The sequence below is a fragment of the Mucilaginibacter frigoritolerans genome (assembly GCF_007830615.1).
GTDB classification, from domain to species: domain Bacteria; phylum Bacteroidota; class Bacteroidia; order Sphingobacteriales; family Sphingobacteriaceae; genus Mucilaginibacter; species Mucilaginibacter frigoritolerans.
In genome coordinates this window covers 141,052-156,461 of sequence record NZ_VLLI01000009.1, presented here as the reverse complement: position 1 = coordinate 156,461, position 15,410 = coordinate 141,052, and the positions used below count along the sequence as shown (strand labels likewise).

General features: G+C 37.1%; 9 protein-coding genes. 6 read left to right on the top strand and 3 right to left on the bottom strand.

Annotated elements, in window-relative coordinates; all coding sequences use genetic code 11:
- Positions 1–2: 2 nt before the first annotated feature.
- Entirely contained in the window at positions 3–974 is a 972-nt protein-coding gene (locus JN11_RS15920; protein ID WP_144914132.1) for an ABC transporter substrate-binding protein, read from the bottom strand.
- A gap of 199 nt (positions 975–1,173) precedes the next feature.
- Here JN11_RS15920 and JN11_RS15915 point away from each other — a divergent pair, with 199 nt between their 5' ends.
- The 4 genes from JN11_RS15915 (at position 1,174) to JN11_RS15900 (ending at position 7,386) form a co-directional block, all read left to right on the top strand.
- Positions 1,174–2,319 carry a methionine aminotransferase gene (locus JN11_RS15915; protein ID WP_144914130.1) on the top strand — a complete coding sequence of 382 codons (1,146 nt, stop codon included), beginning with the start codon at positions 1,174–1,176 and terminating at the stop codon, positions 2,317–2,319.
- A 153-nt stretch (positions 2,320–2,472) separates the two neighbouring features.
- Complete coding sequence (locus tag JN11_RS15910) at positions 2,473–3,249, top strand: amidohydrolase (protein ID WP_144914128.1); 777 nt, start codon at positions 2,473–2,475, stop codon at positions 3,247–3,249.
- A 111-nt stretch (positions 3,250–3,360) separates the two neighbouring features.
- Positions 3,361–6,381, top strand: coding sequence for a GH92 family glycosyl hydrolase (locus JN11_RS15905; RefSeq protein ID WP_144914127.1), 3,021 nt, complete (start codon positions 3,361–3,363; stop codon positions 6,379–6,381).
- Positions 6,382–6,438: 57 nt separating this feature from the next.
- Positions 6,439–7,386 carry an MBL fold metallo-hydrolase gene (locus JN11_RS15900; RefSeq protein ID WP_144914125.1) on the top strand — a complete coding sequence of 316 codons (948 nt, stop codon included), beginning with the start codon at positions 6,439–6,441 and terminating at the stop codon, positions 7,384–7,386.
- Positions 7,387–7,445: 59 nt separating this feature from the next.
- Here JN11_RS15900 and JN11_RS15895 read toward each other — a convergent pair whose 3' ends face one another.
- Both JN11_RS15895 and JN11_RS15890 read right to left on the bottom strand, forming a co-directional pair.
- Entirely contained in the window at positions 7,446–8,690 is a 1,245-nt protein-coding gene (locus tag JN11_RS15895) for a vanadium-dependent haloperoxidase (RefSeq protein ID WP_170227768.1), read from the bottom strand.
- Between the two features lie 105 nt (positions 8,691–8,795).
- Positions 8,796–9,674, bottom strand: coding sequence for a polyphosphate kinase 2 family protein (locus JN11_RS15890; RefSeq protein WP_144914122.1), 879 nt, complete (start codon positions 9,672–9,674; stop codon positions 8,796–8,798).
- 110 nt (positions 9,675–9,784) lie between these two features.
- Here JN11_RS15890 and JN11_RS15885 point away from each other — a divergent pair, with 110 nt between their 5' ends.
- Together JN11_RS15885 and JN11_RS15880 are read left to right on the top strand one after the other, a co-directional pair.
- A complete protein-coding gene (locus JN11_RS15885) occupies positions 9,785–12,109 on the top strand; it encodes a transglycosylase domain-containing protein (RefSeq protein ID WP_144914120.1) in 2,325 nt (774 codons plus the stop codon).
- A 114-nt stretch (positions 12,110–12,223) separates the two neighbouring features.
- Positions 12,224–15,409, top strand: a complete 3,186-nt coding sequence (locus JN11_RS15880) for a DPP IV N-terminal domain-containing protein (RefSeq protein ID WP_144914118.1) — start codon at positions 12,224–12,226, stop codon at positions 15,407–15,409.
- The last annotated feature ends 1 nt before the right edge of the window (position 15,410 follow it).

The window sequence follows — 15,410 nt, the reverse complement described above, 5'->3', positions numbered from 1 at the left end:
GGTTATTTTACAGGTTCAAAATTTGCAGGTACCGTAATGTTGTATTTTTTTGCCGAGGCCGCATTATAAACCCGTTTCCTCACTTTTACCATTTCGGGTTGAAGTCCTTGAGTACTATGCGTTTTTAGGAATTTTGCGGCTTGCTCACCTGCCTGATATCCCCATTGATAAATATCAGCACCAAAAGCAGCAACTGCTCCTCTTTGAACCAAACCTGCTTCGCTGGTAAATATGGGTACGTTTTTTTGATCGCAATTTTTTAAAATTGTTTCAAATGAAGCAAAAACCGAATTGTCGGGATTGGCAAAAAAAGCATTGATATTTTTGCTCAATAATGATTGCGTTACCAATTGCGCATCAGATGATGAATTAAGTGGCAGGGCAACCAGTGTAATATTTAATTTGTTAGCTAATTCCTGTATCCTTTGTTTTGCACTAACCGATTGTGGTTCTGATTGATTATAAATCATCCCTACAACCAATTTACCTGATTTTGGCTTTAAAAACTTAGGTATATTTGAAAATGAGGTATCAATATAATTCAGATCTTCTACCGCGCCGAATAAATTACCAGGCCCTTTACCTCCATTGTCCTGTAAATTCATGAGCTTAACGGTTGGTGATACCATCATAAAAATAGGTATGGTTTTGGTTTTTTGTGCTGCAGTGATAGATGATAAAGTTGTACAGGTAGCCAATAAGTCAACTTTTTCCGACACAAAGTAATTTACAATTTGTGTTAATGTTGGGATGCTCCCCTCTGCATTGCGGTATTCAATTTTTACATTTTTTTGACCCTCACTAAAGCCATTGTTCTTCAAAGCATCAATAAAACCTGTTCTTGCAGGCGCAATGCTGGCATCTTCAAAAGCACCAACAAAGCCAATTACCGGTATTGTTTTCTTGCTGGCAGTATTGCATGAGCAAATTATAGCTAATAAACAAAATATAGGAAGGCATTTTAATATCTTCATGCCACTAAGTTATATAATTGCACCGAAAGGAAAAACACTTTTGAGTTTAAGGAATAGCAGCTAAATTAATAATGACAGTGGAATTTTAAGTTTATTTAAAAAAAGAGCCTTTAATTTTTCAAATAATCTTAAAAACCTATCGTCTTTTTGCCTATAATTTTGGTAGTGTTTTATTGTTTTTGCTTATTTTAGCACCTGAATGACTTCTATCATATCCAAATTACCCCAAACAGGTACCACCATCTTCACAACAATGTCGGCTTTGGCAAATGAGGTTGGTGCTATTAACCTTTCGCAAGGTTTTCCAGACTTTGAAACTTCGCCCGAACTGATTAAACTTGCCAATACAGCACTGAAAAAAGGGCACAATCAATATGCGCCTATGGCAGGTGTCTTAGCATTGCGTGAGCAAATAGCAAAAAAGACTGAAAAGCTTTACGGCACCATTTATAATCCCGATACAGAAATAACCATAACTGCCGGAGGTACACAAGCAATTTTTACCGCCATTACGGCAATGATCCATCCCATGGATGAGGTTATAATTTTTGAACCTGCATATGATTCTTATGCCCCTGCTATAAAGTTAATGGGAGGTATTGTGAAATCATTAGAGTTGGAACCGCCTGACTATCGTATTTCATGGAATATGGTTAAAAGGCTCATCAACCATAAAACAAAAATGATAATCCTTAATTCACCACATAATCCTACTGCTACCATATTGCACAAGGAAGATATTGAGGAATTAAGTAACCTAGTGAAAACCCAGGATATATGGATATTGAGCGATGAAGTTTATGAGCATTTAATTTATGATGGCGAAACGCATCATAGTATGGCAATGTATCCAGAATTACAACAACGCAGTTTTATTGTAGCATCCTTCGGAAAACCCTTTCATGCAACCGGCTGGAAAGTTGGATATTGTATGGCACCAGCTTTATTGATGAGTGAATTTAGAAAAGTACATCAATTTTTAGTATTCAGTGTTAATACACCTATTCAATATGCGATAGCTGAGTATCTGAAAAATGAAAACCATTATCTCGATCTCCCGGCATTTTTTCAGCAGAAGCGCGATTATTTCAGAAAAGGGCTTGAACAAAGCAAGTTTAAATTATTGCCTTGCTCCGGATCATATTTTCAATCTGTTACGTATAAAGATATAACCGACGAGAAAGATAGTGATTTTGCATTACGCTTAACAAGGGAATTTGGAGTAGCCTCAATACCAGTTTCAGGTTTCTACAGTAAAGGGACAGACCACCATGTTTTAAGGTTTTGTTTCGCCAAAAGGCAAGAAACATTGGATAAAGCCGTTGATAGATTATTGAAAATTTAGTTATTGGTTAATTTAATATGGTTCATATTGCGAAATATTACAGCAATAATTAATGAAACTATTTAAATAATCAGTGGTGCATTTTCAAATAACAAATAATAGTTAGGGCCAAACCCCTAAACTAGACATCTATTAACTATGAACTAAAAACACATGGATAATCTTAAAATTACGCTTTTCCAGGGATATTTATTTTGGGAGAATATTGATAAAAATCTGCAGAATATCACCTTGCGTTTGTCAAGCATACGCGAAAAAACCAACCTGATTGTTTTGCCTGAAATGTTTAATACAGGTTTCTCCATGAATGCTGCTGAACTTGCAGAACCAATGGGCGGGAAAACCATGAATTGGATGCACCAAATAACTCAAGATTATAATTGTGTTATTACTGGCAGTTTAATTATTAAAGAGGGCGACAAATATTATAACCGTTTAATTTGGATGCGACCAGATGGTAGTTATGAATATTATGACAAACGCCACTTGTTTGCTCTTGGAAAAGAACATCAAACCTACACAGCCGGTACAAAAAAACTAATTGTTGATTTAAACGGCTGGAAGATTTGCCCAATGATATGCTATGATCTCCGTTTTCCAGTGTGGTTGCGTAATGTTGGTGGCGAATATGATTTACTTTTAATTGTTGCGAACTGGCCCGAGCGCCGGGCACTGCACTGGCGCACGCTTATACCTGCACGTGCTGTTGAAAATCAAGCATATGTAATTGGCCTTAATCGCATTGGGCATGATGGAAATGAGGTTTACCATTCGGGCGACTCAACCTGTATTGACCCTAATGGAAATGTGGTTTATTACAAACGAGATGAAGAAGATGTGTATACTTTTTCTGTCATTGCTGATGAGGTTAAGAAAACACGACGTGCTTTGCCCTTTTTAAAGGATGCAGATGAATTTAATATCATCTGAGTTTGGTTTGAATATAAATTTGAAATTAAATATGTGTAATTAACGCATCTGTTTAATTTGTGTTCAAACAAATAACTTATTTTTACCCGCATTAAATATCTAATTATTTAAATGAAACACCCATTACGTAGTATACTCTCGTTTTGTTTTATTCTAATTTTTACGCTATCATCCTTCGCACAAAGAAAAAAAGATTATACTACGCTTGTTAACCCCTTTATCGGTACAGGAGGTCATGGACATACTTACCCGGGAGCTGTAGTTCCTTTTGGTATGGTGCAATTGAGTCCTGATACACGATTAACAGGTTGGGATGGCTGTTCTGGCTATTATTATACAGATACTGTTGTTTACGGTTTTTCACATACGCATTTAAGTGGTACTGGGATAGCCGATTATTGTGATGTGCTTTTTATGCCTACAATTGGTGAACCTCAATTTAAAAACACCAACTATCTTTCGGGATTTAAAAAGAAAAACGAAATTGCCTCACCTGGATACTATAAAACTCACCTGGATAAATATAATATTGATGTGGAGTTAACTGCCAATACCCGCGTTGGTGTTCACCGTTATAGTTTCCCAAGTACTCAGCAGGCAAATATTATTATAGACCTTCAACATCGTGATGAAGTATTAGATTCGTGGATTGAGGTGGTAAACGATCATGAAATTCGTGGCTTCCGTCGCTCCAGATCTTGGGCTAATGATCAGTCGGTTTATTTTTATGCAAAGTTCTCTAAGCCTTTTAAGACCTATGGCATTGCCAGTAATGACGAATTGCAGACCGGGCAAAATAAATTGCAAGGAAAGAACATAAAGATGTTCATCCAGTTCAGTAACCCCGGTGAAGTAATTGCGAAAGTTGGTATTTCATCAGTAAGTACTGAAGGCGCTTTAAAAAACCTAGATACGGAAGTTCCTGATTTCGACTTTAAAAGGGTTCAGAAAGATGCAAGGACTTTATGGATCAATGAACTATCAAAAATTGAAGTTGAAGGTGGTGCACCAAGCGCATCGGCAATGCAGTCTTCACAACGTGTACGTCCTGATACACAGATTGGTTCACATAAAAAGAAAGAGGTTGATTATGCTAAAATCAAACAAATTACTTTTTATACAGCACTTTACCACGCAATGCTGGCACCAAATGTTTACAGCGATGTGGATGGTCAGTACCGAGGGATGGATCAGAAATTGCACACTGCTAAAGGCTTTAATTATTATACTGTATTTTCTTTGTGGGATACTTATCGGGCAGAAGATCCATTACTTAACCTGATAGACCGTAAACGAACCACTGATTTTGTAAAGTCGTTTTTAGCGATGTATGAGCAAGGTGGGCTATTACCTATCTGGCCGCTTGCATCAAATGAAACGTATTGTATGGTTGGTAATCATTCCATTCCAGTAATTGTTGATGCTTATGCTAAGGGCATCCGCGATTTTGATGCAGAAGAAGCCTTAACCGCAATGAAAGCTGCTGTAAACCGCACCCAGTTTGGTTTGGATTCTTACCGTAAAAATGGTGTGGTATTATCTGACGATGAACCTGAATCGGTATCAAAAACATTAGAATATGCTTTTGATGACTGGTGCATTGCCCAAATGGCTAAAATGCTTAATAAGCCCACTGATTATAAAGAATTTATACACCGTGCACAATATTGGAAAAATAGTTTCAATAACCAAAATGGCTTTATGCAGGCTCGGGCTAATGGTGGCTGGTATACTCCATTTGAACCCACAGAAATTAATAATAACTATACAGAAGGAAACTCATGGCAATATTCGTTTTTGGCGCCTCAGGATATTGAGGGCCTGATGAAAAGTATGGGTGGTAAAACTGCCTTTGAAGCTAAGTTGGATGAATTGTTTACTACTGACTCCAAATTAACAGGTAAGCAGGTAGATGATGTTTCGGGATTAATAGGCCAATATGCGCATGGCAATGAACCAAGCCACCACATGGCTTATCTGTATAATTTTACTGATTCGCCGGACAAAACTCAGTTTTATATTAATAAAATACTCAGGGAAGAGTATAGTGATAATCCAGATGGCTTATCTGGTAATGAAGATTGCGGTCAAATGTCGGCATGGTATGTAATAAGCTCATTAGGGATTTATAATATTGCACCAGGCCAGCAACAATTTCAGGTAGGTGTGCCACAATTTAGTAAAGCAATTATCAATCTGGAAAATGGTAAAAAGTTTACTATTCTTAATTCCGGAACAAACGTTAGCCGCAATAACATTTACTTGCAAGGTATAAACCTGAATAAAAAGTCATACAACAAGCTTTATCTTAATTATGATGATATTGCCAACGGTGGTGAATTTGAAGTTTTTACCGGCAGGTTGCCTAATAAATTATTTGTACAGGATTTAGAAAAGCCAACATCAAAAATCACAGACAATCTTATTGTACCTGATCCTTACATACAAGCTCCATCAAAAACATTTAAGCGCCCTATCAGCATTGAAATAAAAGATGCGGATACCGCGGCTAAGATTTATTATACATTGGATGGCTCCGCTCCTACCTTAAGCTCAACTTTGTATAGCTCACCAATAAATATTTTGTCCAACACAACTGTAAAAGCCATTGCTATTGATGGGGATAAAGCCAGTTTTATTGATGAAGGTAATTTCAATAAGATACGAGATGATATTAAGATAACCATTGTTAACAAATACCTGCCCAACTATGCAGACCAGGGTAATAATACACTGATTAATGGTATACGTGGTAAAGTTAACTGGCGGTTGGGTAATTGGCAGGGTTACCAGGGTAATGACCTGGTAGCAATAATTGATATGGGAAAAGTTACGCCATTAAAGCAAGTAAGTTTAGGTACTTTACAGGATACCCGGTCATGGATAGTTTTTCCAAAACAAGTAGAATATTGGGTATCTGATGACGGTATTGATTATAAGCTAGTAACAACAGTTAATACCAAAATCGACATAAAAGAACTTGACGCTCAAACACAGGATTTTGTAGGGCCTTTAAATATTAATGCAAGATATATTAAAGTGGTAGCCAAACAATATGGCCCATTGCCCGAATGGCATGAAGGGAAAGGAGATCCCTCCTATATTTTTGCTGATGAAATTATTATTGAGTGATTAGCGCTAAAATTGGTGGAGTTATATAATATAAGGTTTAAAATTTAACAGATTATTATGCATTCAAAACTATTACGTTTAATTCTTTTTTGTTTACTTCTGTTACCTGTTTTGGGTTTTTCACAAAGCTTTAGGATTGTGCCTCTTGGTGTTAAAGGTGGTATTGATGAAAGTAATTTATCAGCCTACATGCTTGCTGCAAGTGGCACTAATAACTATATATGTTTGGATGCAGGGACTTTGTACTATGGTATTCAGAAAGCCATTGATGAGAAAGTATTTTCCATATCGGCAGACCAGGTACTTAGACGATATATTAAAGGCTATTTTATTTCCCATGCACATTTGGATCATTTGTCTGGGTTAATCATCTGTTCACCTGATGATACAGTAAAAAGCATCTACGGATTAAAAAGTACATTTGAAACAATTAAAACCCATTACTTTACCTGGGATAGCTGGGCCAATTTTGCAGATGAGGGAGAAAGACCAACATTGAAAAAGTATAGCTACCGGGTTTTAACGCCAGGTATCCCCATGCATGTAAAAGATACCTGGATGCAGGTAGATGCTTTTCCTTTGAGCCATTTCAATTTAACCAGTACCGCTTTTTTAGTTAAAAGTAACGACGCTTATATTTTGTACCTGGGCGATACCGGAGCTGATCAGGTTGAGCAAAGCCACAATCTCCATAATCTGTGGCAATTAATTGCACCATTGATAAAAAATAAAAAGTTAAAAGCAATAATGATTGAAACATCTTTTCCCAATGAGCAACCAAACAAAAGCCTTTTTGGGCATCTTACGCCGCATTTGTTAATGACAGAAATGAGCAATTTAGCTACTTTAACCGGGCAAAATGAATTAAAGGGGTTTAATGTTATTATTACACATGTTAAACCTCCACAGGATAATATTGAAAAGATTAAAGAACAATTGAAGGCTGAAAACCCATTGCATTTAAATATCATATTTCCTGAACAGGGAAAAGCAATAGACCTTTAAAAAGAAAGGGACGCAAAACTTTGCATCCCTTTCTTTTTAAAATCTTAAAATTGAAGAAATTAGTTCTTCTTAGGGCCATTAGCTAAAACATAAGCAGCTATTTTGCGGCCAACATTTTGAGCAGCAGTGTTTTCAAAAGGATAATGGATTCCCCCGTAAACTCTGCTATAGCCGTTTTCCCACTCTAATATACTTAATGAGGCAACTATGCGGTTTGGTTCACCGGGTGTTGTGGTATGTAACTCTAACCTGTTTTTATCACCAAAAAACTTTTTAAGTATTTCATATCCTGCAGTAATCGTTGCACTATGCCCGCTGGGATAGCTTGGATGAGGAGGTGTGTTGATTAAAGGTGTCCATTTAGTATAATCTTTTACTGAGCCATCTTCAGATGCATTTAAAGCGGTAACAGGCCGCCAGAAAAGATATCCATATTTTCCACCCCATATTTCAATCCTTGCATCAGCTTCAGCAATATCAACCAAGGCAAATATCAGAGCATTTTCTTCTAATGAAGTTTTGTGGATAGTTGCCAATTCGCGCAAACCTTCATTTACGGTAAGTTCTGCATCCTGTTTGTAAAATTGCGCTATATGTGTTTGGTCTTCTGTCCTTTTGGTGCTTTTAATTTCTCCTATTTCAGCAACTTCTGCCAAAGCTTTTTTATATTCATCACTACCAATAGCTGGCGGAGGTTCAGGAAGAAATTGTTTAGCGTCTTTTAATAGAAAAGGTTTTACATTACCCCATTCCACATCAATGCCTGGTGCAAATTTCCCCGGAGTTGGCCTGTACACACCAACACCTGGGTTTGCAGGCCCGGCATAGGTGGTCAGTGGGCTCGATCCATCATTAGCCCGAAGTGCAATAATGTCAGCAGCTGCAGCTGCACCAATTTTTTGTCCGTTTTCAATAGGACCATCAGTAATATTTTGCAAGCTACTATTTAAAGCAGAATCAATAAATTCTTTCTGATTTGGGAAATAATTTACAAGCACATCATGTGCAGCCTGAACAACTGCTGCTTGTGCTGACGCTGCCCCTGTTGGAGCAACAAAATAATGATAAGGAGTACCAAAGTGTTTTATTGAATTTACAGCGTCATATACCGCAATGGCTTCAATCGCCGCTGTGCGACTGGCGAGGTTACTATTCTGATTGGCTTTCTTTGCAACTTTTAAAGTAAGAAGATTCCATTGTATAACCAAATTGCCTGGTTCTATTGCTTTATTTGAAGCGGACAGATTCTTAAAGCTTAAAATACTTAATGCAAGAATTGATAAAAAAATAAAGGTATGTTTCATGATAAAGTTAATATGTAACATACAAATTTAATAAATAATATATAATCTATAGATATAGTAGTTAAATTTAATATAAACTTAACACGTATCTTTATTGCTTTTGATTTAGCTGTTTATAAGTAGTTTTTTTGCTTCTTCCAACTTTTCTTTTTCTTCTTTAGGCAGAACCGGATACTTCAAATTCAGTTCCTTTAGCGTATCCAGAATGATATGGGAAATTGCAGTGCGTGTAACCCACTTTTTATCAGCCGGTATTACATACCACGGACATTTTTCAGTTGCCGTTTGTTTTATTGCTTCTTCGTAAGCATTCATGTAATCATTCCAAAAACCACGCTCATAGATATCCGCAGCAGAAAATTTCCAATTTTTCTCCTTATCATCTATCCGCTCTAAGAAACGTTCCTTTTGCTCATCCTTTGAAACATGAAGAAAAAATTTGATAATAATAGTTCCATTTTCCGCCAGATGCTTTTCAAAATGACGGATACTTTCGTACCGATGCTCCCAAAACTTCTTTTTGACATCTTTTACTGAATTAATTCCGGGAAGTTTTTCCTTGAGTAATAATTCCGGATGAACTTTTGTTATGAGCACATTTTCGTAATGCGAGCGATTGTGTACGCCTATTCTTCCAAATTCGGGTAAGGCTTTATAATGTCGCCATAAAAAATCATGATCCAGTTCTTCTGTACTGGGTTGTTTAAAGCTATATACTTCACAACCTTGTGGATTTAAGCCAGATAAGGTATGGTCTATAGCGCTGTCTTTCCCCCCTGCATCCATCGCCTGAAATAATATTAATAAGGCATAACGGTTATCGGCATACAGAGCTGATTGAAGCGCGGCTGTTTTTTTTATTAATTCCTTTAATTCAGCTTCTGTTTCTTCTTTTTTTAGGTTGACAGTATCAGCAGTATCATAATCTTTAAGTGAAAATTTTTCACCGTTTGTTACTTTAAATTTATTAATTATGCTTTTCATACAACAAAATCGTTTATGCTAAGTTAACTTAAAATTTATCTGCTAAAATTGCGTTGTTAATTTTTGTTACTTGGCTATGATTTAGAGCCATAATTTTACATCTTTACCCAATGTTCAGACGCATAAAAAACCGATTCTTAAGATATTTCGTCATCTTTATTTATTTCGTTATCCTGTTTTTCTGTTCAATTGAATTAAATTTCCTTTGGCTTTTTGGATATTCTCCTGATATGCAGGATATTAAAACACCTACATTATCTTTGGCCTCTGAAGTTTATTATGCCGATGGTACATTGATTGGCAGGTATTATAAAGAGAATCGCTCACCTGTTGAATTTAAAAGTATATCGCCTAATATTATTAATGCACTGGTTGCGACAGAAGATGTAAGGTTTTACAAGCATAACGGTGTTGATTTTTACTCCTTTTTTACTAGTATACTTTCAACAGCCAAAGGCGATAAACGTGGTGGAAGTACCATTACCCAACAGTTAGCCAAAAATCTTTTCGAAACCCGTAAGAAGAAATCACAGGGTATATTAAAGCATGTACCGGTAATAAAAACCATTGTTTATAAATGTAAAGAATGGCTAACGGCATTTAAAATTGAGCATGTTTACACCAAACAGCAAATCCTTACTCTATACCTGAATACCGTGCCTTTCGGGAACAATACTTTTGGTATTAAAACTGCATCTCTTAAAATTTTCAATAAGGCACCTGATGCCCTTGATCCTGCCCAAGCAGCTACCTTGGTGGGTATGTTAAAGGCAACGTCAACCTACAATCCCATTAATAACCCGGAGCGCTCTTTAGAACGCAGAAATGTGGTTTTAGGGCAAATGCTTAAATACAATTTCATTAATAAAGCCGATTATGACACCAATATAAAAAAGCCTATTACGCTTGATTTAAGTTATGTTGATAATGAAGGCCAGGGTGATTCTTATTTACGCCAGGCTGTTGAAAGATGGCTTAAAAAATGGTGTCATGATAATGATTATGACCTTTATCAGGATGGCTTAAAGATTTATACTACTATTGATCCGCGTTTACAGAAATATGCTGAAGAAGCCGTTGCTGAGAAAATGAAAATGCTTCAAAGGCGCTTTGATGACCTTTGGGGCAAAAAAAATCCGTGGAGAGACTTAAATGGTAATGAAATAACTGATTTTGTATTAAAGGCCGAAGAGCATTTACCTATTTATCAGCTCCTTCAAAAAAAATACAATAATAATATAGCCCTAATCAATGCCTATTTTGGGAAGCCTAAACGGATGACTGTATTTACCTGGAATGGTGAAAAAGATACAACTTTCTCTAGTGTTGACTCCATTAAATACTATACCCGTATTTTAAATACCGGCATGATGACCATTGAGCCAACAACCGGTAAAATAAAAGTATGGGTTGGTGGAATTGATCATAAATATTTTAATTATGACCACGTCAATCAATCGCACAGGCAGGCCGGTTCTACCTTTAAGCCTTTTGCTTATTTAACAGCAATTGATAACGGCTATAGCCCTTGTGATGTGTTTACTGATCAGCCTGTATCTATTAAATACAAGGACGAGGGCAAAGACCAGGTTTGGGAACCTAAAAATGCCGACTTTAAATTTTCATATCAGCAAATGTCATTGCGTTGGGCGATGGGTAAATCCGTTAATTCAATTACAGCACAGGTAACCGAAAAAGTTGGCTGGGATAAAGTGGTTGAATACGCTCATAAATGTGGTATCGAAAGCCCGTTAAAATCAGTTCCTTCGGTTTCTTTGGGTTCAAATGATGTTTCCGTTTTTGAAATGGTGCGCGCTTATAGTACTTTCTTAAATAAAGGTGTAAAAATTGACCCTTTACTGATTACCAAAATTACCGACGGACAAGGTAATGTACTGGACGAGTTTAACTTAAAATCTGAAAAAGTTTTGAGTGAAGAAACAGCGTGGTTAATGTTATACATGTTCAGAGGTGGCATGGAAGAACCCGGAGGTACGTCACAGGCACTGTGGGAATACCCTGGCTTATGGAAGAAAGATAACCAGATTGGTGGTAAAACGGGAACTTCAACAGGATATGTTGATGGCTGGTACATGGGAATTACAAAAGATCTGGTAACAGGTGTATGGGTTGGTGCCGATGATAGAAGTGTGCATTTCACTACCTCAGAATCTGGCGAAGGTTCACATACTGCGCTTCCTATTTTTGGTGCATTTATGCAAAAGGTTTATGCTGATCCAAAATCAGGCTATACCTATGGATTGTTTCCAAAACCATGGACTAAGATCACCAAAAAATATGATTGCCCTTCACCACATCTAAAGGTTGATTCGGCAGATACCGATAGTTTATTCAGGCCACTGGATACTACTAAAACCGATCAGCCGAAAACCGATCAGGAACCTGCGCCTGATAATAATCAGCAAAATCGTTAACTCACAAAGGGTTGATCAGGTTAATAAGTTCAAATAAATGAAAATATTAACTTGATCAGCTTGATTTGATGTTACTAACTTTTGTCTAAATTTACAGTCATCTATTATCACTGTATGAATAAACGTGTCCTCTGGTTAATTAAAATTAAAAAGTTTTTTTTTATTTTAATTTATAGTATTGGCGCTATGCTGATCAGCATGCAAGCAAAAGCACAATACTTTGGTCAAAACAAGGTGCGCTATAAAAAGCTTGATTTCAAAGTTTACAAAACACCTCATTTTGAGATCTATTATTATTTACAGAATGATAGTATGATTAAACGCTTTGCACAGGAAAGCGAACTCTGGTACACCCTTCACCAACAGGTTTTCAGGGATACTTTTAAAAAGCCCAACCCAATCATATTGTATGCTAATCATCCGGACTTTCAACAGACTACTGCCATTGACGGTGAAATTGATATTGGTACAGGTGGTATAACAGAGGGACTTAAAAACAGGGTGGTAATGCCCATAATGGAAACCAACCAGATGACCAGGCATGTTATTGGGCATGAATTGGTACACGCTTTTCAATACCATCTTTTACTTGGCAGTGATTCTTCCAGTTTCGAGAATATCAACAATTTACCTTTGTGGATGATAGAAGGTATGGCAGAATATCTTTCATTGGGGAAAAAAGATACTTATACTGCTATGTGGATGCGGGATGCCTATCTGAATCATGATATTCCAACAGTGAAAGATTTAACGGAGAGTAATAAGTATTTCCCCTACCGTTATGGTGAAGCTTTTTGGTCATTTATAGGTTCAACTTATGGCGATACTGTAATTGTACCATTCTTTAAAAATGCAGCCCGCTTTGGTTTGGGCTATGGTATAAAACGCACCTTTGGGTATGACGATAAAACACTGTCGAGCTTATGGAAGAATGCGATAGAGGCTACTTATAAACCATATTTGAAAGATACGGCCCAAGTTCCGGTTGGGCACAGGCTAATTGATGAACATAATTCAGGGAAAATGAACGTAGCCCCTTCCATTAGTCCTGATGGTAAATATTTAGCATTTTTATCTGAAAAGAATTTATTTACAATTGATCTTTTTTTAGCAGATGCTAAAACAGGGAATATCATCAGGAAACTCACCAGCAAAATCTCTAATACGCATATAGACGAGTTTAACTTTATTGAGTCGGCAGGTACATGGTCTCCGGATAGTAAACGCTTTGCGTTTAGTGTGTTCAATAAAGGCCGCAACCGCATGCTGGTAGTTGATGTAGCTTCAGGATCAATAGTTGATGATGTTTCAATGGGTAAAGCTGAGCAGTTTAGTAACCTCTCCTGGTCTCCTGATGGAAAAAGTGTTGTTTTTCAGGGATTAGCTGAAGGTCAAAGTGACTTGTATCTGTATAGTTTTGACACGAAACAAGTTAAACAGTTGACCAATGATAAGTATTCAGATTATCAGCCTAGTTTTTCTCGGGATGGCAAAAAAGTTGTATTCTCAAGCGACAGAACAACCTATGATCAATCCTTGTCACAGGATATCACTTTTAACCTGGAAGAATTTGACCTCGCTACTGGTAAAGTAACTGATATTAAATTATTTAATGGGGCAAATAATTTAAATCCTCAATATTCATCAGACGGAACCCAGCTTTACTTTTTATCAAATAAAGACGGATTCAGAAACCTGTACAGGTACACTCCCACAAGCGGTAAGGTTGAACAAATGACAGATTTATTTACCGGCATTTGTGGAATTACGGAATACTCCCCCGCTTTGAGTATTTCAAATAATAATGATATTGTTTACTCCTATTATCGTGCCCAGAAATACGCACTTTACAATGCAAAGGCTACTGATTTTAAAGGTAAGGTTATTGACGGGCAGGAAACTAATTTTAATGCAGGGATGTTGCCTCCTTCACGTTCTGTTGGGGTCGACCTGATCAATTCGAATTTGAACAACTACCTTGCTTATCCCAAAATATCGACAGATTCGATAAAATCAGTGCCTTACAAACCAATGTTTAAAATGGATTATCTGGCCAGTAGTGGTGTTGGTGCTACCGTTAGCCAGTTTGGTACGGGTTTATCAAGTGGAGTACAGGGAGTTTTTAGTGATATTTTAGGCAGAAATCAATTATATGCCGGCATAGCTATTAATGGCGAAATTTATGATTTCGGTGGTCAGTTCACTTATATTAATCAGCAGGGGCGCTGGAATTTTGGCGCTAGTATCTCGCACATACCGTTTCAAACCGCAAATTATAGTACAGTTTCAACAACTTTCAATAATGCGCCTGCAACTAATGTGAATTTTGATTTGATACGCGTTTTTCAGGATCAGCTATCATTATTTACCTCATACCCTATTACAAAGAAAACACGTGTAGAATTTGGTACGGGGCTTGCACATTACTATTACCGGGTTGACAGATACACTACTACCTATGATACATTGGGCAATGAAGTTGGCTACACCCATAACCATATACCTAATTCTACCTATAATGCAGAGACTACCAACAATGGAGTAATTTTAACACCATTTACACTTTTCAATGTAAATACCGCATTAGTAGGTGATAATTCCTTTTTTGGTGTTACGGCACCATTAAGTGGTTACCGTTATCGTATACAGGCCGAATATGATTTCGGTACTTACCAATTTTTTGCTCCGACAATTGACCTCCGCGAATATGTTCGTGTTGAACCATTTACTCTGGCCGCACGTTTATACGGATATGGAAGGTTTGGTAATACAGGCAATCTTTACCAGGAATATGTTGGTTATCCATTTTTAATTCGTGGATACGAGGCACAAACTTTTTATAGTAGTAATGGTAAAATATCCACTAACGGATTTACTGTTGATCAGTTGTCAGGTAATCGCATAGCCGTTGCCAATTTTGAAGTACGTTTACCCCTTACGGGGCCTGAACGTCTTTCTCAATTTAAATCGAAATTTTTATTTACTGATCTGAACTTATTTTTTGATGCAGGTTTAGCCTGGAATGCCGGAGACCAAATCAAATTTCAATCGGGACCTGATGTAATAGGATATGCACCTGTATTTGACTCAACTGGTAAACCAGTATTAGGTTCAAATGGTAAGCAGCTTGTTGGGCCGGTGTATAATCCCAATCAGCGTGTACCGGCAACCAGCGCAGGGATGTCTATACGTGTCAACTTTTTTGGTGCATTTGTGTTAGAACCTTATCTTGCGTTTCCGTTTAACCGTACTGATGTTACTAAACCTGTATTTGGTTTAGGGTTTACGCCTGGCTGGTAAT